Raw genomic sequence first — 22,848 nt, forward strand, 5'->3', positions numbered from 1 at the left:
TCCGACGTGACTCAGCTGTCGTCCGCCGTCGGCTCGACCCCGCTGCACGAGCAGGTGCGAAGCCTGCTGATGCGGGAGATCGACGCCGGGACCTATGCCGAAGGCGAACGGCTTCCGTCCGAACCCGAGTTGTGTGAGCGCTTCGGCGTCAGCCGCATCACCGTGCGGCGGGCGGTGGCCGATCTGGAAGGACTCGGCATCGTGCGCCGACAGCAGGGCCGCGGGACCTTCGTCGCTCCGCGACGCGAGGTGATCGGTGCCATGACCCTGGGTGGCTTCGCAGACACCGTGGTGGCGGACGGGGTCAAATCCCGACGGATCATGCGCGCCGAGACGACCCCCGCCGACGAGAAGCGCGCCCGGCGCCTCGGCGTCCCGGTCGGCGACCCGGTCTTCCGGTTGGTACGCGTCTTCGCTCTCGACGGCATCCCCCTCTCCATCGACGACAGCCGGTATTCACTGACGCGCTTCCCTGATTTCGACCGGCACATCGACCACGACACCTCCACATATCAGGTGCTTCGCGACGTGTACGGCGTGGAGTTCTCGGAGATGTACCGGGAGATCGACGTCGGCTTCACCACCGCCCAGACCGCGGAGTGGCTGGCCCGCCCGGAGCACGATCCGCTCATCGTCGTCCGCAAGCGCGCGCTGGACCGGGCCGGCGAGGTCGTTCACACCTCACGGGTGAAGGTCGTTCCGAGTCGGATGACGTTGAACATGGTGGTCCGCTCCCAGGGGTGAGGCCCGCCGGTCCCCGCGATGTGGCATATCATCCGGGTTTCGGACGGCCCGCGCACGGCGGGCCGTCGGCGGGCCTCGGTAGGATCGACGGGTGGCAGTGAACCAAGAACTCGTCGGCCGGGAGTTCCCGCCGACCGCCCCCTACCTCGTCGGGCGGGAGAAGGTGCGCGAGTTCGCGCGCGCCGTCTTCGCCGACGCCCCCCAGCACACCGACGTCGAGGCCGCCCGTGCGGCCGGCTTCGCCGACGTCGTCGCGCCGCCGACCTTCGCGATGGTCCTGCAGGACCTCACGCTCCAGCAGCTGCTGGCCGAGCCGGACTCCGGCATCGTGCTGGCGCGCACGATCCACGCGGAGCAGCGATTCCGCTACACCAGGCCGATCGTCGCGGGAGACGAGCTGACGGCGCAGCTGCGTGTCACCGGCATCCGCATGATGGGCGGGAACGCCATGATCACGAGCGAGGCCGAGATCACCGACGAAGCGGGCGCGCACGTGGTGACCGCCACCAGCGTCCTGCTCGTCGGCGCCGAGGAGGAGACCGCATGAGCGCGTTCACCGTGGGAGACGTGCTCGCCGAGCGCACCGTGCACCTGACGAGGGAGTCGCTCGTCCGCTACGCCGGAGCCTCCGGCGACTTCAACCCGATCCACTACCGCGACGACGTCGCCGCCGCGGTGGGCCTTCCCGGCGTGCTCGCGCACGGCATGCTGACCATGGGCATCGCCTCGTCGGTGGTCGTGGCCGCGCTCGACCCGCAGACCCGGATCCTCGATTACGGCGTGCGCTTCACGAAGCCGGTGGTGGTCGACCCCGAGACCGGCGCCGATGTGCACGTCGTCGCGACGGTCGGCGCCGTGGACGAGGAGTCCGCGCGCATCGACCTCAAGGTCACGACCGGCGACACCACCGTGCTCGTCAAGGCGCAGCTGCGCGTCGCCGCCCGATGAGCGAGGTCGAGCCGATCCGCCTGGCCGAGCTCACCACGCTCCGCACCGGCGCTGCGCCTGCGCACATGCGCGAGGCGACGACGACGGCGGAGCTCGTCTCGGTCCTCCGCGAGACCTGGGCGGAGGGCGACCCCTGGCTGGTGCTCGGAGGGGGCTCGAACCTCTTCGTCGGCGACGAGCCGTTCGAGGGCACCGTCATCCGCATCCGGACCCGGGGCATCGAGGAGCTTGCGTCGCCGCATCCCGGTCGCGTCCGTCTGCGTGTGCAGGCCGGACACGGCTGGGACGACCTGGTGTCGTACGCGGTCGAGCGCGGGTACGCCGGGCTGGAGGCGATGAGCGGCATCCCCGGCACGGTCGGCGCGTCACCCGTGCAGAACATCGGCGCCTACGGCCAGGAGATCCAGGAGACCCTCGTCGAGGTCGAGCTGATCGACGAGGGCTCCGACGAGATCTCCACCGTGCCGGCGACGGAGCTCGGGCTCGGATTCCGCACCTCGGTGCTCAAGCATCACCACGGCAGCGAGCCGCAGCGTCGTGCCGTGATCCTGTCCGTCACGGTCGATCTGCTGGTCGCCCGCGAGCGCGTGGTGCGCGGGGAGCAGCTGCGTCGCGCCCTCGGCCTGACCGACGACACCCCGGTGCCGCTGACCTGGGTGCGCGAGCGCATCCTCGCCACCCGCGCATCGAAGGGCATGCTGCTCGATGCGGACGACCCGGACACGCATGGCGTCGGCTCCTTCTTCCAGAACGCGATCGTCACGGCCGCTCAGGCCCGGTCCCTCCCGCCGGAGTGCCCGCGGTGGCCGGTGGCCCCCGACCTCGATGCGGTCACCGTCATCCCCCTCGCCTCGTACGACGGGCACGTGCCGCCGACGAAGACCGAGGCCCCCGACGTGAAGGTGAGCGCCGCCTGGCTCATCGAGCAGGCGGGCATCCGCAAGGGGTTCAAGCTGCCCCGCTCGCGGGCGTCCGTCTCGACCAAGCACGCCCTGGCGCTCACCAACCGGGGTGGTGCCACGGCGGCCGAGGTCGCCGAGCTCGCCCGTTTCATCCAGAACCGCGTGCACGCCGAGTTCGGCCTCGTGCTGCAGCCGGAGCCCGTGCTGGTGGGCGTCGACCTGTGACGAAGGTCGAGCGGGTGTCGCGGACGCAGGCGGTCGTGGACGGACTGCTCGACGCCATCATCGCGGGCCGGCTCGAGGCCGGGCAGCCGCTGCCTCCCGAGGGGGAGCTGGCGGAGCAGTTCGGGGTCTCCCGTCTCACGATGCGCGAGGGTGTCCGTCTCCTGCAGGCGCAGGGCGTGATCGTCGCCGTTCCGGGCACCCGGCACCGCATCGCGCCGACCGACGAGTGGACGGGCCTCGACGCGGTCGTCCGGCACGCCCAGAGCGCGGGCGCTCGTGAGCGCTCGTCGCTGGAGATGCTCGAGATGCGCATGATGTTCGAGACCGGAGCAGCGGAGTTCGCGGCGGGTCGGCGCACCGAGGAGCACCTCGCCGAGATGGCCGCACTCCTCGAGGAGATGCAGGCGGCCCACGAGCGGGCCGACGTGGATGCGTTCGTCGCGGCGGACCTCGCCTTCCACGACGTGATCATCCGCGCGGCGGAGAACCGCATCCTCGTCGCCTCGATGCGTCCCCTCACGACGATGCTCCAGGCGACCCGCAGTGAGACGAGCGCCATCCCGGAGATCCGCGAGAACGCGCTGGCCGAGCATGCGGCGGTGCTGGAGGCGATGCGAACCGGCTCCGACGCGGCCGCTCGTCAGGCCATGCGCAGTCACATGCGCCAGACCCGCGACGACCTGCTGCACTTCGTCCACGGTCGCTGATCCGCGCGCTCCCCGTCGGTTTGGAGCCGCGATGATCGTGAGGTACGCTCGTCGTTATCTGATATCGGATAACGATGCAGATTCCCCTGGTCCGTGGCCCCCACCACGGACCATCTCCCGGAACGAAGGAGTTCGTGTGCACATCGACGCCCTGCTGGCCCCCCTGCCTGCACCTGTCGCCGTCACCGCCGCCGACGTCCGTGCAGAGGTCGATCCCACGGATGTGCTGGTCGTCCTGGACGACGACCCCACCGGCACGCAGTCGGTCGCGAACCTCCCCGTCCTCACCCGGTGGGAGCGTGCCGACCTGGACGAGGCGCTCGCCACCGGCGCCGCCGCGGTATACGTGCTCACGAACACCCGGTCGCTCGACGAAGACGCCGCGGCCGCCCGCAACCGCGAGATCGTCGACGTGGCTCTCGCCGCCGCCGAGGCCCAGGGGCGGCGCGTCACGTTCGTCTCGCGCGGCGACTCGACGCTGCGCGGGCACTTCCCGCTCGAGACCGACGTCCTCTCCGCGGAGATCGGCTCCCGCTCCGGTCGTGCCCCCGCGCTGACCCTGCTCGTGCCCGCCTTCCCCGACGCCGGCCGGATCACGGTCGACTCCGTGCACTACTGGGTGACCGACGGCGAGGCGACTCCGGTCGGCGAGACCCCCTTCGCGGCCGATGCGACCTTCGGCTACACGTCGTCCGACCTGCGCGAATGGGTCGCCGAGAAGACGGGCGGACGCATCCCGGCGTCCGCGGTCGCGGGCCTCGACATCCGCACCATCCGCGCGGGCGTGGACGCCGTGGCCGGCTTCCTCGCAACCCTGACCGACGGCGCGGTCGTCGCGGTCGACGTGGTCGAGGAATCCGATATGCGCGTCGTCGCTCTGGCGCTGCACCGCCTGCGGGACCGCGACGTGCTCCTCCGGGTGGGCCCGCCCTACGTGCGTGCGCACATCGGGCAGGAGATCGCCGATCCGGTGCGCGCGGAGGACATCCCCTTCGCGCATGACCGCGGCGGCCTCGTGGTCGTCGGCAGCCACGTGCCGCTCACCACCGCCCAGCTCGAGGCCCTCACGGCAGCTCGACCGAACACCCGCACGATCGAGCTCGACGTGCGCGCCCTCATCGGCCCCGAGCGGGAGACCCACCTCGAGACGCAGGCGCACGCGGTCGCCGACGCCCTCGCCACGGGTACCGTGATCGTGCACACCACCCGCGAGCTCGTCACCGGCGCCGACGGTGACGAGAGCCTCGCGATCGCCCGCCGCATCTCCAGCGGAGTGGTCGACCTCGTGCGTCGAGTGCTCGCCATCGCGCCGCCCCGCTTCGTCATCGCGAAGGGCGGCATCACGTCGAGCGACGTCGCCAGTGAAGCGCTCGAGATCCGCCGGGCCACCGTGCTCGGCCCCATGCTGCCCGGCCTCGTGTCGCTGTGGCAGCCGGAGACCGGCCCCGCGGTCGGCATCCCGTACGTCGTGTTCGCCGGCAACGTCGGCGACGCGGACTCCCTCGTCACCGTCGTCGCCACTCTCGCAGGCGACGATGGAAACAACCCGGAAGGACACTCATGACATCCACCGTCGCTGTCATCGGACTCGGCGCCATGGGGCTGCCGATGGCCACCCGCCTCGCCGAGCGCTTCGCCGTGCGCGGCTTCGACATCGCCGCCGAACGCATCGCTCTCGCGGCGGAGGCGGGCGTGACGCCGGCATCGTCCGCAGCCGACGCCGTGGACGGTGCGGACGCGGTGCTCGTCGCCGTCCGGACCGGTGCGCAGCTCGAGGCGCTGCTCTTCGGTGAGGACGGGCTCGCCCCGCACCTCGCCGAGGGTGCGGTCGTGATCCTCACCAGCACGGTGGGGACGGACGGCATCGACGCGATCGCCACCCAGCTCGCCGCGCACGGTGCGCAGCTCGTGGACGCCCCGCTCTCCGGCGGTCCGGTCCGGGCGGGGGAGGGCGACCTCCTCATCGTCGTCGGCGCCACCCCGAGCGCTCTGGAGACGGCGCGCCCGGTGCTCGACCAGCTCGCCTCCACGCTGTCCATCGTCGGCGACAAGCCCGGCGACGGCCAGGCGCTGAAGACCGTCAACCAGCTCCTCTGCGGCGTGCACATCGCCGCGGCCGCGGAGGCGCTCGCCCTCGCGGACGCCCTCGGCCTGGACCGCGCCCGCACACTCGACGCGCTGACCGCCGGTGCCGCCAACTCCTTCATGCTCGGCAACCGCGGCCCGCGCGCCCTGCAGGCGTACGACGAGGACGGCGCGGAGGTGCTCAGCCGCCTCGACATCTTCGTCAAGGACCTCGGCATCGTCGGCGACGCCGCGCGCCGTGCGCACCTGTCCACGCCGGTCGCCGCCGCGGCCGAGCAGCTGTTCCTCCTCGGCGAAGCGCAGGGCCTCGGCGCCCTGGACGACTCCGCCGTCATCCGCGTCGTCGCACCCGAACGACTGTCCTGAGCGCGACGTCGCGCCCTCACTGAAAGAAGAGATCCAGAGATGCTTCCTCTTCCGATCCTCATCCTGATCGGCCTGGCGGGCCTCGGCCTGCTGCTCCTGCTCATCATCCGGTTCAAGATGCAGGCTTTCTACGCCCTCATCCTCGTATCGATCATCGTCGGCATCGCGGCAGGCCTGCCGCTGACCACGATCCCCGCCGACGGCGACACCCCCGAGCAGCTCGGTGTCATCCAGGCGATCATCGCCGGTGTCGGCGGCACGCTCGGCTCGGTGGCGGTGCTCGTCGCCCTCGGGTCGATGCTCGGCAAGATCATCGAGCTGTCCGGCGGTGCCGAGTCGCTCGCGGGGCGCTTCACCGGCTGGCTGGGCCCGAAGCGCGTCGGCATCGCGCTCGTCATCGCCGCTGGCATCCTGGCGATCCCGGTGTTCTTCGACGCCGGCTTCATCATCCTCATCCCCATCGTGTTCGCCTTCTCGAAGGTGGCCGGTCTCAACCCGATCAAGTTCGGTCTCCCGGTCGCCGGCATCATGCTCGCCGTGCACGTCGCGGTGCCCCCGCACCCGGGCATCGTCGGCGGGTCCGCGATCCTCGGCGCCGACATCGGCTGGGTGACGATCTTCGCGCTCGCGATCTCCGTGCCGCTCGCGGTCCTGTCCTACCTCGTGGCGAAGTGGATCAACACCCGTGAGTTCGCGATGCTCGCCGCCACCAAGGAGATGTACGACAACTTCGGCACGGAGAAGTCGACGCTCACCGGCGGACTCGGCGAGGGCGAGAAGGCGCCGGGCGCCGGCACGGTCCTCGGCCTCATCCTCCTGCCGCTCGTGCTCATCATGCTCGGCACCGCCGTGGCGCCGCTGTTCGAGGCGGGCACGTTCTGGAACGGATTCCTCAGCATGGTCGGCCAGCCGATCTTCGCGCTCATGGTCGCGATCGCCGCCGCGATGTACCTGCTCGGCGTGCGCCGCGGCTGGTCGGCTGCGCACCTCGGCGAGGTCATGGAGTCGGCGTTGCCGGCCGCTGCGGTCATCATCCTCGTCACCGGTGCCGGTGGCGCCTTCGGTCGCGTCCTCACCGAGACCGGGATCGGCGGCGCGGTCGCCGAGGTCCTCGCCTCCAGCGGGATGCCCCTGCTGCTCGCGGCCTTCCTCATCTCGCTCATCATGCGTGCGGCTCAGGGGTCGGCCACCGTCGCGATCGCGACGACCGCGGGCCTCCTCCTGCCCTCGGTCTCCGCGATGGGACTCGACACCGTGCACACCGCACTGCTCGCGGTCGCCATCGGCTACGGTGGCCTCGGCCTCAGCCACGTGAACGACTCCGGCTTCTGGGTGGTCACGCGGTACCTCGGTCTCTCGGTCAAGGACGGCCTGCGCACGTGGACGCCTCTGACGACGGTGCTCGGGGTCTCCGGATTCGTGCTGACCTGGGTGCTGTACGCGGTGATCCCGGTCTCCTGACCGCGCTCGCACGAACGGCCGTCACCTCCGGGTGGCGGCCGTCCGTCGTTCTCGGGCAGGTGGTGACCGGAGCCGCCGCGGACTACGCTCGCGGGATGAGCGGACTGATCCCGTACCTGCTGTTCCCCGGCAACGCCGCCGAAGCCCTCGGCCATTACCGCGATGTGTTCGGCGGTGAGCTCCAGTTGATGGACTACGCGAGCGCCGGCCGCCACGACGGCCCGGACGACGCGGTCGCGCACGGGCAGCTCGGCGGCCTGGTCGAGCTCGCCGGAGCGGACGCGGGAGCCGATGACGACGCCGTCCAGATGAGCGGGATGTTCCTCTCGCTCCTCGGCACAGCCGATCCCGGAACGCTGACCCGCTGGTATGACGAGCTTTCCGGCGGCGGCCGCGTCATCGATCCGCTGCAGCAGCGCCCGTGGGGAGATGTCGACGGTACGCTCGTCGACCGCTACGGCATCCGCTGGCTGATCGGCTTCCACCCCGAAGACTGACCCGAGACCCCGGGTTCACGCCGAGACCCCCTCCTACCTGCGCAGGTACGAAGGGGTCTCGGCGGTAAAGCGGGGTCTCGGGGTCAGGAGGAAGAGGAGGAGAACAGGCGCTGGAGGCGCTGGACGCCCTCGAGGAGCTGGTCGTCGCCGAGCGCGTACGACATGCGGATGTAGCCGGACGGACCGAACGCCTCTCCGGGGACGACGGCGACCTCGGCCTGGTCGAGGATGAGGTCGGCGAGCTCGAGGGACGTCGTCGGGGTCACGCCGCCCCACGTACGGCCGAGCAGGCCCTGCACATCGGGGTAGACGTAGAACGCGCCGAGCGGGTTCGGCACCACGAGTCCGTCGATCTTCGACAGCTCCGACACGATGAGCTGACGGCGGCGGTCGAAGGCCTCGCGCATCTTCTCGGCCTCGTCCTGCGGACCGTTGAGCGCCGCGATCGCCGCCTTCTGTGCGACGTTGTTGACGTTGCTCGTGAGGTGCGACTGCAGGTTGCCGGCAATCTTGATCGCGTCGGCCGGGCCCACCATCCAGCCCACGCGCCAGCCGGTCATGGCATAGGTCTTGGCCACGCCGTTGACGAGGATCGTCTGGTTCGCGGCCTCCGGCACGGCATCCACGATCGAGGTCGCCGTCACCGCGGTCCCTGAGCCCGTCGAAGGGTAGGTGAGGTTCTGGTAGATCTCGTCGCTGATGATCCAGATGCCGTGCTCCACGGCCCACTCGCCGATGGCCTTCGTCTCCTCGGCCGTGTACACGGAACCGGTGGGGTTCGACGGCGACACGAAGACGAGGACGGTGGTGCGGTCGGTGCGCGCGGCCTCGAGCTGCTCGACGGTGACCTTGTACTCTTGGTCGGCGCCCGCGAAGACCTCGACCGGGGTGCCGTCGGCGAGACGGATCGCCTCCGGGTAGGTCGTCCAGTACGGGGCCGGGAGCAACACCTCGTCGCCCGGGTTCACGACCGCCTGGAACGCCTGGTACACCGACTGCTTGCCGCCGTTGGTCACGATGACCTGTGCGGGGGAGACCTCGAGTCCGGAGTCGCGGAGCGTCTTTGCGGCGATCGCCTCGCGCAGCGCCGGGAGGCCGGGAGCAGGGGTGTAGCGATAGCTCGCCGGGTCGGCCAGGGCCTCAGCCGCCGCGTCCACGATGAACTGGGGGGTGGCGAAGTCGGGCTCGCCCGCGGCGTACGAGATGACGGGCTTGCCCTCGGCCTTGAGGGCCTTGGCCTTGGCGTCGACCTTGAGGGTCGCGGACTCGGCGATGGCGGACAGCTTGCGGGAGAGAGGAGCGCGTTCGGTCACGGTTACGAGCGTACTCGGGTCGATGCGGCGGATGAGGTGTGGGATGCCGCCAAGATCCGAGGTTCTTTCGGGTTCGACAGGTCAGTCGGTGGAGAGGCCGTGGGCCTGCGCGACGGCGTCCAGCGTGATGCGCCCGCCCTGCACGTTGAGCCCCTTCGCGAGGGCAGCGTCGTCGGAGGCCGCCCGCTCCCAGCCCTTGGCGGCGATGGCCGAGACGTAGGGGAGAGTGGCGTTCGTCAGCGACCGGGTCGCGGTCGTCGGCACGGCTCCCGGCATGTTCGCGACGCAGTAGTAGATCGAGTCGTGCACCGCGAAGGTCGGGTCGTCGTGCGTGGTCGGACGGGAGCCCTCGAAGCACCCGCCCTGGTCGATCGCGATGTCGACGAGCACGGACCCCGGCTTCATGGCGGCGACCATGTCGTCGGTCACCAGCTTGGGGGCCGCGGCACCGGGGATGAGGACCGAGCCGATGACGAGATCCGCCGACGTCAGCTCCTCGGCGATGTCGTAACGGCTCGATGCCCGGGTCTCCAGAGCGCCGCCGTAGCGGTGCTCGAGCTCGCGCAGCCGGGGGAGCGCCACGTCGACGACGGTGACCTTCGATCCGAGTCCGAGCGCGTTCGCGGCCGCGTGCTCTCCGGCGACGCCACCGCCGATGACCACGGTCTTGGCCCGGGGAGTGCCGGCGATGCCGCCCAGCAGCATGCCGCGGCCGCCCTGCGAGCGCAGCAGCGAGTGGGAGCCCATGATGACGGACAGGCGACCGGCGATCTCGCTCATCGGCACGAGCAGGGGCAGCGTGCGGTCGGGCAGCTGCACGGTCTCGTAGGCGACGGCGGTCGTGCCGGCCGCGACGAGGGCCTCGGTCAGCGGACGGTCCGCCGCGAGGTGGAGGTAGGTGAAGAGCGTGAGGTCGGGTCGGAGGAAGCCGTATTCCTCGGCGACGGGTTCCTTGACCTTGATGAGCAGGTCGGCCTCTCCCCAGGCGTCGGCGGCGGTGTCCACGATCTCCGCACCAGCCGCGCGGTACGCGTCGTCGTCGATGCTCGATCCGATGCCGGCACCCGACTGCACGAGCACGCGGTGTCCCTCCCGCACGAGCCGATCGGCGCCGGCCGGGGTGAGGGCGACGCGGTTCTCGTTGTTCTTGACTTCGGTCGGGACGCCGATCTTCATCGATCCTCCAGGTGTCGGGGCGCAGGGTGCAGACAAGGATCGCAGAAACGTCGCGAGATGGACAGAATCAGTGAAGAGTCTTCGGCGACGGGTCGGATCCTGAATAATGCTTCGTATGACCACCGCCTCCGCGTCGTCCGAGCCGAACAGCGTTCGGGCGCCCGCCCTCGACCCCATCGACGCGCGGATCGTGCAGCTCCTCACCGCCGACGGGAGGATGACGAACGCGCAGCTCGCCGGGCGACTGGGAGTCGCGCCGTCGACCGCGCACGCGCGGCTGCGCGGGCTGATCGAGCGCGGGGTCATCACCGGCTTCCATGCGAGCGTCGACGAACGCGAGCTCGGCGCCGGACTCCAGGCGATCATCGGCGTCAGCCTGCGTCCGGCCGCCCGACGGGAGAGCATCGTCGAGTTCGCCGATCGGGTGCGCGCGCTGCCGCAGGTGATCCAGGTGTTCTTCCTCGGCGGTGACGACGACTTCCTCCTGCACATCGCCGTCGCCGACTCCTCGGAGATGCGCGAGTTCGTGCTCGAGCACCTGTCCGCGCAGAGCAGCGTGGCGTCGACCCGCACGAGCATCGTGTTCGATTACCACCGCAACTCGGTCGCCGCGTCGTTCCACTGAGTCGGCGGGCGGCGACTCAGGTCTCGAACGAGGAGGGGACTGCGCAGTAGTCGGCGAAACGCCGGGTGGGATGGGCCGGATCGGTCACGTCGACCAGGGCGTTCGCCGCGGTGTGCGGGGGCTCGTCTCCCGCGAGCTGCCAGAGGACGTAGTTCCACATCCCGCGCGTACTCGGAGCCACGATCGGGCCCGGGCCGGACACGAGGAGCACAGCTCCGCTGTCCGTGGCGCGGAAGGGGCCCACCACGTCGGCGCGGAGGGCGGCTTCGTCCCCGTCAGCGGTGTGCGCACGCTCGACGGTCTGGCCCGCCGTGGTCAGGGCTGTCGCGAGGTCGTCCGCGGCTGCGCGGGAGCGCTCGGCATCCGCGCCGGCGACCGCGAGCAGTCGTCGTCCGCGCGGATAGAGGTGCAGGAACTCCTCGGCGATGCTGCTCCATACGTCGCTCATGGCTCCAGGCTACGCCCGGCAGGGAGGGGGCGGGCCGGGCACGACGCGGCGATGCCGCAGACCCCACGGCCTGCGGCATCCTCGCGTCGTCAGTCCTCGTCGACCAGGAACCGGCTGTAGGCGCCCAGGGTGAGGAAGGTGGGGAACTCCTCGCGGAGCGCGACCTCGCGGAAGATCTCGGCGGCGTCGTCGAAGCGGTCGCCCTCGCGCCTGTCGACCTCGCTGAGCACCTCCGCGATCAGCCCCTCGACGTACTCGACCGTGATGGCCGTGCCGTCCTGCGTGGTGCGGTCCTGATGGATCCACTGCCACACCTGCGAGCGGCTGATCTCCGCGGTCGCGGCGTCCTCCATGAGGTTGTCGATGGCCACGGCGCCGAGTCCGCGCAGCCACGCCTCCAGGTAGCGGATGGCGACGGACACGTTGTCCCGCACGCCCTGCGCGGTGATCGGACGACCGATGTGCAGGTCGAGCAGGTCGCGCGCCTCCACGTGCACGTCGTCGCGCTGACGGTCGACCTGGTTCGGGCGGTCGCCGAGCACGGCGTCGAACTCGGCCTGAGCCGTCGGGATCAGGTCGGGGTGGGCGACCCAGGTGCCGTCGAAGCCGTCGCCGGCCTCGCGCTTCTTGTCAGCCGACACCTTCTCGACCGCGCGTGCCGTCACCTCGGGGTCGCGGCGGTTCGGGATGAACGCGCTCATGCCGCCGATCGCGAAGGCTCCGCGCTTGTGGCAGGTCTGCACGAGGAGCTCGGTGTACGCCCGCATGAAGGGCACCGTCATCGTGACCTCGCTGCGGTCGGGGAGCACGAAGCGGGCGCCGCGGCCGCGGTAGTTCTTGATGATGGAGAAGATGTAGTCCCAGCGTCCGGCGTTGAGGCCCGCGCAGTGATCGCGCAGCTCGTAGAGGATCTCATCCATCTCGAACGCGGCCGGCAGGGTCTCGATCAGCACGGTCGCGCGGATGGTGCCGTGCGGGATGCCGATGTACTCCTCGCTGAAGGAGAACACGTCGTCCCACAGCTTGGCCTCTTCGCTGGACTCGAGCTTGGCGATGTAGAAGTACGGTCCGCGGCCGGCCTCGATCAGCGCCTGCGCGTTGTGCAGGAAGTAGAGACCGAAGTCGACCAGGGAGCCGGATGCCGACGTGGGCCGGCCGGCGCGGTCGATGAAGGTGAGGTGCTTCTCCGGCAGATGCCAGCCACGGGGGCGCATCACGATCGTGGGGGTGCGCTCGGCGGTGACCCGGTACTCCTTGCCCTCGGGGGAGGTGAAGGAGAGCTCGCCGCGGATCGCGTCGCGGAGGGACAGCTGCCCCTCGATGACGTTCTTCCAGGTGGGGCTCGTGGCGTCCTCCTGATCGGCGAGCCACACCCGCGCCCCGGAGTTCAGGGCGTTGACGGTCATCTTCGGATCGGTGGGCCCGGTGATCTCGACGCGGCGGTCCTCGAGTCCCGGTCCGGCGCCGGCGACCCGCCAGGTGGTGTCCTGGCGGATGTGCGCGGTGTCCTCTCGGAACTGCGGGTCGTGTCCGTTGCCGATCTCAAAGCGACGGCGCATCCGGTCGGCCAGCCGGTCGTGGCGGCGGGAGGCGAACCGGTGGTGGAGTTCGGTGAGGAAGGCGATCGCCTCCGGGGTCAGGATCTCGTCGTAGCGGTCGCGCATGGGCCCGGCGATCTCGATCGCGGGGCCCTGTCGGGTGGTCTGCATCGGTGCGGTGGTCATGATGGTGTCCTTTGCCTTATGCCGAGCCCCCGGGTTGTCGTCGAGACCCCGGGCTCCCGGCGTGTGCGGGGCGGGGTCTCGACGAGAACCTGGGGTCTCGGGGGAGTTGGGGGAGAAAACGGGGTCAGTGGAACTGGGCGGTCTCGGTGGAGCCGGCGAGGGCGAGGGTCGCGCTGTCGGGGTTGAGCGCGGTGGAGATGACGTCGAAGTAGCCGGTGCCCGCCTCGCGCTGGTGCTTGGTGGCGGTGTACCCGTCGGCTTCGGCGGCGAACTCGGCTTCCTGCAGCTCGACGTAGGCGCTCATGGCGCGCTCGGCATAACCGCGGGCGAGGTCGAACATGGAGTGGTTCAGGGCGTGGAACCCGGCCAGGGTGATGAACTGGAACTTGTAGCCCAGGTCTGCCAGCTCCTGCTGGAACGTCGCGATCTCGGCGTCCGACAGGTGGCGCTTCCAGTTGAAGCTCGGGGAGCAGTTGTAGGCCAGGAGCTTACCGGGGAACCGCGCGTGGATGGCCGCGGCGAACTCCCGCGCCAGCTCGATGTCCGGCTCCCCGGTCTCGACCCAGAGCAGGTCGGCGTACGGGGCGAAGGCGAGGCCGCGGCTGATGACCGACTCGATGCCGGGGCGGACCCGGTAGAAGCCCTCGGACGTGCGCTCGCCTGTGGTGAACTCCCGGTCGCGCTCGTCGACGTCGCTCGTGAGCAGATCGGCGGCGAGGGCGTCGGTGCGGGCGATGATGACGGTCGGAACACCGGCGACGTCCGCCGCGAGACGGGCCGCGTTGAGAGTGCGGATGTGCTGCTGCGTGGGCACGAGCACCTTGCCGCCGAGGTGGCCGCACTTCTTCTCGCTCGCGAGCTGGTCCTCCCAGTGGATGCCGGCGGCACCGGACTGGATGAGCGACTGCGCGAGTTCGTACGCGTTCAGCGGTCCGCCGAAGCCGGCCTCGGCGTCGGCGACGATCGGCGCGAGCCAGTCCTGCGTGATCTCACCCTCGGCGTGCTCGAGCTGGTCCTGCCGGAGCAGGGCGTTGTTGATGCGACGCACGACCGCCGGGACCGAGTTCGCCGGATAGAGCGACTGGTCGGGGTAGGTCTGTCCGGCGAGGTTGCCGTCGGCGGCGACCTGCCATCCGGAGAGGTAGATGGCCTTCAGGCCGGCGCGCACCTGCTGCACGGCTTGGCCGCCGGTGTAGGCGCCGAGCGCCCGGATGTAGTCCTCCGTGTGCAGGAGGTTCCAGAGGTTCTCCGCACCGCGGTGGGCGAGGGTGGCGTCCTCGCGGACCGAGCCGCGGATGCGGACGACGTCTTCGGCGGAGTACGTGCGCTCGACACCGTCCCAGCGCGGGTCGGTGTCCCAGATCTCCTGGAGCTCCGCCGCCGTCTGGACCTGATCGCCGGCGCGCAGGCCGGCGGGGCGCGGGGTGGGGGTCGCTGCGGTGTTCGTCATGGTGTCTCCTCGGATGGGAATCGGCGTCGGTGCCGATGGCGTGCCTCCACTCTGTGTGAAGTTCTGCGCCTCTCCGGTGCCGAATCGAGGAGAAGTTTGCGTGAATTTCTGTTTTCGTGACAGACTCGGCCCGCACGCACCGCTCACGCGGCCTCGCGGGATCAGGAAAGACCCCGGCCCGGCCTCGCGAGGAGCGTTCCCGATCCCGCACCGACGCGGACGGCGGTGCGGCTGAGAGGAGCCGACATGGACGACACCACGGAAGAGACCGACGCCCTCACTGTCGGGCGGCGCATCCGCCAGCTGCGCACCGCGCGGGGCCTGACGCTCGAAGAGCTCGCGGCCGCGGTCGAGCGGGCGCCGAGCCAGATGTCGATGATCGAGACGGGCAAGCGCGAGCCCAAGCTCACGCAGCTCCAGGCGATCGCCCGCGCGCTCGGGGTGACCATCGATGCGCTGCTCACGGGGGAGCCGCTCGACGAGCGCAGCGCGATCGAGATCGCCCTGGAGCGCGCGATGAAGGGGCAGACGTTCCAGGCGCTGGGCATCGCGCCGTTCCGCATCGCCAAGAGTGTGCCGACGGAGGCGCTGAAGGCGCTGCTGGCGCTGCAGGGGGAGATCGACCGACTCAAGGACGAGCGCGCCGCGACCCCGGAGGAGGCCCGGCGCGCCAACGTCGAACTGCGGCATCTGATGCGCCGGCAGGACAACCACTTCGCCGAGCTGGAGGCGAAGGCGGCCGCGATCCTCGCGGCCGTCGGCCATCCCGGGGGACCGCTGACCCAGCGCACCGCCTCGGAGATCGCGGCCCATCTCGGCTTCACCCTCCACTACGCCCCCGACCTGCCGCAGACGACCCGCAGCGTCGCCGACCTCGCCAACGGCCGGCTGTACCTGTCGAGCAGCGTCCCGGCGAAGGGAGACGCACGCACCGCGGTGCTGCAGGCGCTGTCGAGCCGCATCCTGGGGCACTCCGAGCCGCGCAGCTACGCCGAGTTCCTCCGGCAGCGGGTGGAGACGAACTACCTCACCGGTGCCCTGCTCATCCCGGAGGCGCACGTCGTCCCCGCGTTGCAGGATGCCAAGCAGCGGAGGGCGATCTCCATCGAAGACCTCCGTGACGCGTACTCGGTGTCGTATGAGACGGCGGCGCACCGGTTCACGAACCTCGCGACGCGGCACCTCGACATCCCCGTGCACTTCCTCAAGGTGCATGAGTCGGGCACCATCACCAAGGCGTATGAAAATGACGACGTGAACTTCCCGACCGACCGGCTCGGCGCCATCGAGGGGCAGATGTGCTGCCGCCGGTGGACCTCCCGGGTGGTGTTCGACGAGGACGACCGGTTCAACCCGTACTACCAGTACACCGACACCGGGAACGGTACCTACTGGTGCACCGCCCGTGTGGAGGCATCGAGCGAGGGTCTGCACTCGGTGAGCGTCGGGGTGCGGTTCGATGACACGAAGTGGTTCGTCGGCAGGGACACCCCGCACCGCGGTGTGTCGAAGCACTCGGTCGAGGTGTGCTGCCGTCGGGCTCCCGCCGAGCTGGAGGAGCGGTGGCGCGAGAACTCCTGGCCCAACGTGAAGACCCCGCGCACGCTGCTGGCGACGCTGCCCACCGGTGCCTTCCCCGGCGTGGACACCACCGATGTGTACGAGTTCCTGGAGTCCCACGCGCCCCGGTGATCCCGCTCGGTACGCTCGGTCGATGAGCAGTGCCGTCTTCCCCGGCCCCTTCGGCCCGATGCCCGAGGCGGGTGCCGCCGCGATCCCGTGGATGCCATCGCCGGCGGAGGCCCCGCGGCCGGTCCGCTTCGTCGACGGTTTCGAGCCGTTCGCCGACTTCCTGCGGGGCCTCGGGATCGACCCCGCGCTGCTGGCCGACGACCTCGCGGCGACGTGGGATGTGGTGGCAGCGCGTCCGGAGATCCTCGACCGCCCGGACCTCGCGGCGGCCGCCGCGCGCTTCGTCGGCAACGTCATCGCGGTCGTGCACCCGGCCGCGACCTGGCGGATGACGAGCGAGCCGGAGATCGGGACGAACACCCTCTCCATCCCGGTCGCGGGTCTCGTGCAGGGGATGGTGCAGCAGCCCGACCAGCGGGATGCGTTCCTGCAGATGCTCGCGTCGTGGGAGCAGGACGACATCGATGACGAGGAGATGAGAGCGCTGTCCGCGGAGGATTCCGCTCCCGCGGTCGTCGTCGTCCCGGCGCGCGCGTATGTCCGGCCCGCTCTCCCGCCCCTGACCTTCCACGACGACCGCGGCGAGGTCATCCGTTACGGACGCCGCTGGCCCGATGGCATCGCGCCGGAGGAGTCGTACTCTCGGGAGAGCCACCCGGAGCGCTTCGCACCGCTGCTTCTCGTGGTCGACGCGCTCGTCGAGCACCTCTCCCGCGAGTACGAGGTCGAGGCGCGGCGAGAGTCGGGGGAGGACGAAACGGAGCGCGTCGTGCTCGAACCGGCGCGCGGTGCGCGAGTCGTCATCACGCCGACCGTTCCCTCCGTCAGCGTCGAGGCGGGCGCCCACTTCCACGCGATCGTGCCGTCGTGCATCTGCGATGCCTGCGACGAGACCGCCGAGACGGCGGCGGACGAGCTGGAGCGGATCCTGCTGTCGGTCGCCGCCGGTGGCTTCCGGGAGAAGTATCCCGTCGGCCGCCGCGCGTGGCTGTACACCGAGATCCGGTCGCCGGACGGCGACCGGCGGGAGAGCAGCTCAGGCCCCGCTCCGGAGATGCCCGCGGAGGCGCGAGAGCGCACGGCCGCCCTGCTTCGCGGGCTCGGCGACGGCTGGTGGCCCGCCTGGCCGCTCCGCTCGACCCCGGTCTGAATCCGCCCGTCCCGTCCCGTTCCGTCCTGGACACTGTTCCTTCTCGTTCTCTCCCCGGGCCACGGATGCACGACCGTGTTGCGCGCGCACGAGCCGAGGCCCGGGGGAGTCGTGCATCCGTCACCGGATCGTGCGGATGGAGTTAGTTTGATCTTGCTTAGTCAAGATTGACTATGTTACTTTCATCGAGCCATCAATGACGAACGGCCGAGAAGGGACCCTCATGGCTACTTCCTCTGCGGAAACCCGATTCCGCACCACTGCCACCCTGACGTGCGTTCTCGCCGCCACGCTGACGCTCGGAGCATGCTCCTCGCCGGCGCCCGGCGGCGATACCGCCCCCACGAGCGCGGGCGGCAGCGACGCCTGCCAGCGCAACCAGGATGCCGGCACCATCACCTACATCTCCGGCTACGGCTACTCCGCCAGCGCCGGGCAGCTCGACGTGTTCCTGGCGAAGGAGCTGGGCTACTTCGACGACCTCTGCCTCGACGTGGAGATCAACGCGTCCGGTGCGAACGGGCAGCAGCTCGTCGCCTCCGGGCAGGCGCAGTTCACCGCGCTCGGCTCCGCCTCCGATGTGATGCTCGCCGCGGCGAACAGCAAGAACCTCACCGCGGTAGCGACCTACGGCACGACCCCGCCGTTCTCGATCTTCGGCAACGAGAAGCTCGCCGACCTCACCGACCTCGAAGGCGGCTCGCTGGGGTACTTCATCAACCTCACGCCCATCGCCTCGGCCATGCTCGATGAGGCCGGGGTCGACGTCTCGAAGGTCGAGATGGTGAAGATGACCAACTACGACCCGACCGTCGTCGTGCGCGAGCAGGTCGACGCGATCGTCGGCTACGCCTCCAACCAGCCGCAGACCCTCAAGGCACAGGACCTCCCGTTCAGCGAGTTCCTGCCCTCCGACCTGGGCGTCGAGGGCACGTACAACGTCATGGAGGTGAACTCGCGCTTCCTCGACGAGCACCGTGAGGTCGCCGCCGACTTCATGCGCGCGAGCCTCAAGGCCCTGCAGTTCTGCCTCGACGAGGCGGACGAATGCATCGACATGCTGGCGGCCCTCGCGGAGGAGAACGGCCAGGGTGCGGCGTTCCCGCGCGATCAGCTCGCCCGTACGTGGGAGGTCGAGTCGGCCTGGGTGCGCGAGAGCGCGGGCGGCAACCCCGGCGTGCAGACCGAGGACATGTGGCAGCCCGAGTACGAGATCGTGCAGGAGTACGGCGACGTCAAGGACCTCCCCGCCATCGCCGACATGATGGACCCGGATCTCGTGGCCGACCTGTACGACGGCGACACCCTCGTCTGGGCGGAGAAGTGATGACCGCGGCACACGGCGCGGGCGTCGAGGTCAGGAACGTCTCGAAGTCCTTCGGCGTCGACGGAGCCCAGGTGACGGTGCTCGACGATGTGAGCCTCACGATCGGCATGGGCGAGTTCGTGTCGGTCATCGGTCCCAGCGGATGCGGCAAGTCCACGCTGCTCAAGGTGGTCGCCGGACTCCTCGATGCCGACTCCGGCACCGTCACGATCGACGGCGAGAGCGTCACGGCGGCCTCCCGCGACAAGAAGATCGGTCTCGTCCCGCAGTCCCCGGCGCTCCTGCCGTGGAAGACGGTGCGCGAGAACGTCGAGCTCCCCGTGCGGATCAACCGCGGGGCCAACGGCGACCGCGCCCTCCGCGACCCCGCCGAGCTGCTGTCGACCTTCGGGCTCGGCCATGCGCTGAAGAAGTACCCGGGGCAGCTCTCCGGCGGTATGCAGCAGCGCGCCGCCATCGCCAGGGCCTTCGTGTTCGACCCGGCGATCATGCTGATGGACGAGCCGTTCTCCGCCCTCGACGAGATGAACCGCGACCTGCAGCGCATCGCCCTGCTGGACTTCTGGCAGTCGAACCGCAAGGCCGTGATGTTCGTCACGCACTCGGTGCCGGAGGCGATCATGCTCTCCGACCGGATCGTGGTGATGGCGGCCCACCCTGGCCGCATCGCCGAGGTGATCGATGTGAACCTTCCGCGGCCCCGGACCGAGGAGGCGTATGCGACGGACGAGTTCCGCGACCTGGAGGCAGTCGTGCGCGGTGCGCTGCGCGCGCAGACGGAGAAGGCCCATGTCTGAGCTGACGATGAGAGACACCACCGCCACCCTCGCCACGGCGCGGCTGAAGGCGCAGCCCCGCCGCGGCATCCCCGGCTGGCTCCGCTGGGGCTCGTGGGGACCGACCCTGATCACGTTCGTGATCGCGGCTCTGCTCTGGCAGATCGTGGCGTGGACCAACCCGTACGTCCTGCCGACGCTGGAGGCCATCGGCGCCAGCCTCGTCGAGGACGCGGGCATGTACTGGTCGAACTTCCTCGTGACGCTGCTCGAGGTCGTCGTCGGGGCCTCCGCCGGCATACTGGCGGGCTTCCTGCTGGCCGTCGTGATGGCCGAGTTCCAGATCATCGAGCGGGCCGTCATGCCGCTGGTCATCATCGTGATGGTGACGCCGATCGTCGCGATCGCCCCGGCGCTGGTCGTCGCCTTCGGGTTCGGCATGGTGCCGAAGTTCATCGTCACCGGCCTCGTGGTCTTCTTCCCCATGCTCGTGAACTCGCTCGCCGGCCTCCGCGACGTGGACCAGAAGGCGTTCGACGTGTTCACGACGCTGCACGCCTCGCGGTGGGAGATCTTCCGCGAGCTGCGGTTCCCCGGCAGCATGCCGTACGTGTTCGCCGGTCTGCGGATCGCACTGCCCCTCGCCGTCGTCGGCGCCGCCGTGGCCGAGTTCGTCGCGGCCGGTCAGCAGGCCGGTCTCGGCTCCCTCGTCACCACCTCGGCGGCACAGGCGAACCTGCCCGTGACCTGGGCGAGCATCGCTCTGCTCTGCCTGCTCGGGGTGCTCCTCATCGTGCTCCTCGCGGTCGTGCGCCGGCGCGTCCTGTGGTGGAGCGACGGCGAGGTCACCGCGAAGGGCTGACCGCACGACCCCCGGTCCCGGGGGCGCGACCCCGCGCCCCCGGGTTCCCCCGGCGTGCCCGGAAACTCCGAACGACTCCATCCCCCACTCCCAGGAAGGCATCCGCCATGACCGTTCAGCACCCCGTGAAGACCCTGCGGCTCGGACTCTTCGAGAACGCCCAGGCGAACGACTCCGGCACCGCGACCTGGCGCCACCCCGACAATCGGCGCTACCTGTTCGACAAGCTCGACTACTGGCGCGACACCGCGCGCCTGGTCGAGAACGCGGGCTTCGACTTCCTCTTCCTCGCCGACGCGTGGGGCTGGGCCGACGTCGCCGGTGAGCGGCCGGACATCTGCTCCGTCGAGGGCCTGGATCTGCCGCGCCTCGATCCGGCGATCATCCTCGCCGCCCTCATCCCGGAGACCACCCGCCTGGGCCTGGTCGCCACCGGATCGACCCTGCTCGAGCCGCCGTACTCCTTCGCCCGCCGCCTGGCCACGCTCGACATCCTGTCCGGGGGCCGGATCGGCTGGAACGTCGTCACCACCGGCACCGCCGACACCGCGGTGCAGGGCTTCGGCGTGCCGATGGTGGGACACGACGAGCGCTATCTGATGGCGGACGACTTCATGCAGGTCGTCTACAAGCTGTGGGAGGGGGCCTGGGAGGAAGGGGCGCTGGAGCGCGACAAGTCCGGTCGCTTCGCCGACCCGGCCAAGGTCCACCGCATCGCGCACGACGGGCCCTACTTCCGCTCGCACGGCTACGGCAACACGCAGCGCTCGCCGCAGGGCACGCCGGTGCTGTTCCAGGCCGGGGCGTCGCCCGCCGGTCGCGAGTTCGGCGGCAAGCACGGCGAGGCGATCTTCGTCGGGAGCGGCTCGGTCGAGCAGCTCCGCACGCATTCCTCGGCGATCCGCGAGGAGGCGGTGAAGAACGGCCGTGCGGCGCACGAGGTGAAGATCATGTCGGCGTTCGCCGCGGTCGTCGGCAGCACCGAGGAGGAGGCCCGCCGCACCTACGCGGAGGTCGCCGATGCGCAGAATCCCGAGGTCACCGTCGCCTCCTACGCCTGGTTCACCGGTCTCGACCTGTCGTCGTACGACCCGAGCACGCCGATGTCCGAGCTCCGCACCGAACTCTCGCAGACGCAGGTCGCGCGCTTCGCCGACAAGACGGTGGGCGATGTCCTGGGCGACTGGCACGCGCACGGCGTGGGCGCCCGCCCGATCGTGGGCACGCCGGAGCAGGTGGCGGACCGGATGATGGAGCTCGCCGACGGCGCCGACCTCGACGGCTTCCTCTTCGCTCCGGTGATCCCGCCGGCCTCGACCGCCGACTTCATCGAGCACGTCTTGCCGATCCTCAAGGAGCGCGGGGCGATCGCCGACCCCGCAGCCGAGCCGGAGTCGCTGCGGGAACGGCTGATGGGCACCCCGACGCCCGCGCTCGCCGACTCCCACATCGGGTCGTCGTTCCGGCGGACGATGGCCCGTGTCTGACAGCCTCGCCGGCGTCGCCGTCGTGGGGAGCGCGAACCTCGACCTCGTGGTCGAGGTGTCGCGTCCTCCCCGCGTCGGTGAGACGCTGCTCGGCCGGGCCGGAGGCCGCTTCCCCGGTGGCAAGGGTCTGAACCAGGCTGTCGCCGCGGCCCGCGCGGGAGCCGTGACCACGTTCTGCGGCGTCGTCGGAGCGGACGAGGCCGGCGCCGTTCTGGAGGCGGCGCTGACGGAGGCGGGAGTGGACGCCGCGCTCCGCCGCTCCGCGTCCGCGCCGACCGGGGTCGCGCACGTGCTGGCCTTCGACGACGGCGACAACAGCATCCTCGTGGCGGCGGGGGCGAACGGCGAGCTCACTCCGGAAGACGCCGTGGCCGGGACCGTCGGGGCGGCCGTGATGCTCACTCAGCTCGAGGTGCCCTTCGCCGCGGTCGCCGCCGCCCTGGCCGCCGCACATGCCTCCGGGACCCTCACGATCCTCAACGCCGCCCCCGCGCACCCCGCCGCCGTCGACCTGCTGCCGGGAGTGGACGTGCTGGTCGTGAACGAGACGGAGTGCGCGGAACTCGGCGGCGTCGAGCGGCTCCTCGGCGCCGGCGCCGGGGCGGTCGTGCTCACGGAGGGGGCCGCCGGTGTGACGCTGCATCGGCCAGGGCGCCCCGGCGTGCACGTGCCGGCCTTCCGCATCGACGCCGTCGACACGACGGGAGCCGGGGATGCCTTCTGCGGCGCCCTCGCTGCGGGGCTCGCCCAGGGTCACGACATCGAGCACGCTCTCGTCCGTGCCTGTGCCGCGGGGGCGATCGTCGCCCGTCACCGTGGGGCGACCACTCCGGCGCTGTCCGTCACCGCTCTGGAGGCTCTGGTAGCGCGGCGCTGAGTCCGC

The 22,848-nt window shown here is 70.6% G+C and carries 22 protein-coding genes; 17 read left to right on the forward strand and 5 right to left on the reverse strand.

Annotated elements, in window-relative coordinates:
- The first annotated feature begins 6 nt into the window (after nt 1-6).
- The 9 genes from ACIGJI_RS11065 to ACIGJI_RS11105 all read left to right on the forward strand — a co-directional run bounded on the left by ACIGJI_RS11065 (nt 7) and on the right by ACIGJI_RS11105 (nt 7,935).
- Complete coding sequence (locus ACIGJI_RS11065; RefSeq protein WP_025102374.1) at nt 7-744, forward strand: GntR family transcriptional regulator; 738 nt, start codon at nt 7-9, stop codon at nt 742-744.
- A 91-nt stretch (nt 745-835) separates the two neighbouring features.
- Nucleotides 836-1,291, forward strand: coding sequence for a MaoC family dehydratase N-terminal domain-containing protein (locus ACIGJI_RS11070; RefSeq protein ID WP_187662230.1), 456 nt, complete (start codon nt 836-838; stop codon nt 1,289-1,291).
- Complete coding sequence (locus ACIGJI_RS11075) at nt 1,288-1,692, forward strand: MaoC/PaaZ C-terminal domain-containing protein (protein ID WP_363446738.1); 405 nt, start codon at nt 1,288-1,290, stop codon at nt 1,690-1,692. Before ACIGJI_RS11070 ends, ACIGJI_RS11075 begins: the two co-directional genes overlap by 4 nt.
- Entirely contained in the window at nt 1,689-2,819 is a 1,131-nt protein-coding gene (locus ACIGJI_RS11080) for a UDP-N-acetylmuramate dehydrogenase (RefSeq protein WP_366244066.1), read from the forward strand. Before ACIGJI_RS11075 ends, ACIGJI_RS11080 begins: the two co-directional genes overlap by 4 nt.
- Nucleotides 2,816-3,526 (forward strand): FadR/GntR family transcriptional regulator, encoded by a 711-nt coding sequence (locus ACIGJI_RS11085; protein ID WP_363446742.1) that lies wholly within the window; start codon nt 2,816-2,818, stop codon nt 3,524-3,526. Before ACIGJI_RS11080 ends, ACIGJI_RS11085 begins: the two co-directional genes overlap by 4 nt.
- A 136-nt stretch (nt 3,527-3,662) precedes the next feature.
- A complete protein-coding gene (locus ACIGJI_RS11090; RefSeq protein ID WP_366244064.1) occupies nt 3,663-5,090 on the forward strand; it encodes a four-carbon acid sugar kinase family protein in 1,428 nt (475 codons plus the stop codon).
- On the forward strand, nt 5,087-5,977 hold the full coding sequence (locus tag ACIGJI_RS11095; protein WP_268776667.1) for an NAD(P)-dependent oxidoreductase: 891 nt from the start codon (nt 5,087-5,089) through the stop codon (nt 5,975-5,977). The genes ACIGJI_RS11090 and ACIGJI_RS11095 overlap by 4 nt, the downstream gene beginning before the upstream one ends.
- 39 nt (nt 5,978-6,016) lie before the next feature.
- Entirely contained in the window at nt 6,017-7,438 is a 1,422-nt protein-coding gene (locus tag ACIGJI_RS11100) for a GntP family transporter (protein WP_363446747.1), read from the forward strand.
- A gap of 95 nt (nt 7,439-7,533) precedes the next feature.
- Complete coding sequence (locus ACIGJI_RS11105; RefSeq protein WP_363446749.1) at nt 7,534-7,935, forward strand: VOC family protein; 402 nt, start codon at nt 7,534-7,536, stop codon at nt 7,933-7,935.
- An 83-nt stretch (nt 7,936-8,018) separates the two neighbouring features.
- On the opposite strand, the gene ACIGJI_RS11110 is transcribed toward ACIGJI_RS11105, so the two are convergent.
- Together ACIGJI_RS11110 and ald are read right to left on the reverse strand one after the other, a co-directional pair.
- Complete coding sequence (locus tag ACIGJI_RS11110; protein ID WP_259954421.1) at nt 8,019-9,248, reverse strand: pyridoxal phosphate-dependent aminotransferase; 1,230 nt, start codon at nt 9,246-9,248, stop codon at nt 8,019-8,021.
- An 81-nt stretch (nt 9,249-9,329) separates the two neighbouring features.
- Nucleotides 9,330-10,424, reverse strand: coding sequence for an alanine dehydrogenase (gene ald / locus ACIGJI_RS11115; RefSeq protein WP_363446753.1), 1,095 nt, complete (start codon nt 10,422-10,424; stop codon nt 9,330-9,332).
- 106 nt (nt 10,425-10,530) lie between these two features.
- On the opposite strand from ald, the gene ACIGJI_RS11120 reads away from it, so the two are divergent.
- Entirely contained in the window at nt 10,531-11,049 is a 519-nt protein-coding gene (locus ACIGJI_RS11120) for an Lrp/AsnC family transcriptional regulator (protein WP_363446755.1), read from the forward strand.
- A gap of 16 nt (nt 11,050-11,065) precedes the next feature.
- Here ACIGJI_RS11120 and ACIGJI_RS11125 read toward each other — a convergent pair whose 3' ends face one another.
- The 3 genes from ACIGJI_RS11125 to aceA form a co-directional block, all read right to left on the reverse strand.
- Nucleotides 11,066-11,497: a hypothetical protein gene (locus ACIGJI_RS11125; protein WP_187662220.1), complete on the reverse strand. Its 432-nt coding sequence runs from the start codon at nt 11,495-11,497 to the stop codon at nt 11,066-11,068.
- A gap of 89 nt (nt 11,498-11,586) precedes the next feature.
- The gene (gene aceB / locus ACIGJI_RS11130; protein WP_187662219.1) at nt 11,587-13,221 is read right to left on the reverse strand and encodes a malate synthase A; all 1,635 of its coding nucleotides are present in this window, start codon (nt 13,219-13,221) and stop codon (nt 11,587-11,589) included.
- Between the two features lie 124 nt (nt 13,222-13,345).
- Complete coding sequence (gene aceA / locus ACIGJI_RS11135; protein ID WP_363446757.1) at nt 13,346-14,671, reverse strand: isocitrate lyase; 1,326 nt, start codon at nt 14,669-14,671, stop codon at nt 13,346-13,348.
- Nucleotides 14,672-14,917: 246 nt separating this feature from the next.
- Here aceA and ACIGJI_RS11140 point away from each other — a divergent pair, with 246 nt between their 5' ends.
- The 7 genes from ACIGJI_RS11140 (at nt 14,918) to ACIGJI_RS11170 (ending at nt 22,842) form a co-directional block, all read left to right on the forward strand.
- Nucleotides 14,918-16,363: a helix-turn-helix domain-containing protein gene (locus ACIGJI_RS11140; protein WP_363446759.1), complete on the forward strand. Its 1,446-nt coding sequence runs from the start codon at nt 14,918-14,920 to the stop codon at nt 16,361-16,363.
- Between the two features lie 22 nt (nt 16,364-16,385).
- On the forward strand, nt 16,386-17,513 hold the full coding sequence (locus tag ACIGJI_RS11145) for a DUF6226 family protein (protein WP_363446761.1): 1,128 nt from the start codon (nt 16,386-16,388) through the stop codon (nt 17,511-17,513).
- Between the two features lie 223 nt (nt 17,514-17,736).
- On the forward strand, nt 17,737-18,840 hold the full coding sequence (locus ACIGJI_RS11150) for an ABC transporter substrate-binding protein (RefSeq protein WP_363446763.1): 1,104 nt from the start codon (nt 17,737-17,739) through the stop codon (nt 18,838-18,840).
- A complete protein-coding gene (locus tag ACIGJI_RS11155) occupies nt 18,840-19,637 on the forward strand; it encodes an ABC transporter ATP-binding protein (protein ID WP_187662214.1) in 798 nt (265 codons plus the stop codon). Before ACIGJI_RS11150 ends, ACIGJI_RS11155 begins: the two co-directional genes overlap by 1 nt.
- Nucleotides 19,630-20,478, forward strand: a complete 849-nt coding sequence (locus ACIGJI_RS11160; protein ID WP_187662213.1) for an ABC transporter permease — start codon at nt 19,630-19,632, stop codon at nt 20,476-20,478. The genes ACIGJI_RS11155 and ACIGJI_RS11160 overlap by 8 nt, the downstream gene beginning before the upstream one ends.
- Nucleotides 20,479-20,585: 107 nt before the next feature.
- Nucleotides 20,586-21,965 (forward strand): NtaA/DmoA family FMN-dependent monooxygenase, encoded by a 1,380-nt coding sequence (locus ACIGJI_RS11165; protein WP_363446766.1) that lies wholly within the window; start codon nt 20,586-20,588, stop codon nt 21,963-21,965.
- Nucleotides 21,958-22,842 carry a ribokinase gene (locus ACIGJI_RS11170; RefSeq protein ID WP_363446768.1) on the forward strand — a complete coding sequence of 295 codons (885 nt, stop codon included), beginning with the start codon at nt 21,958-21,960 and terminating at the stop codon, nt 22,840-22,842. The genes ACIGJI_RS11165 and ACIGJI_RS11170 overlap by 8 nt, the downstream gene beginning before the upstream one ends.
- Nucleotides 22,843-22,848 lie beyond the last annotated feature (6 nt).

The organism is Microbacterium sp. NPDC064978 (assembly GCF_044543605.1).
In the GTDB taxonomy this organism is placed as follows: domain Bacteria; phylum Actinomycetota; class Actinomycetes; order Actinomycetales; family Microbacteriaceae; genus Microbacterium; species Microbacterium meiriae.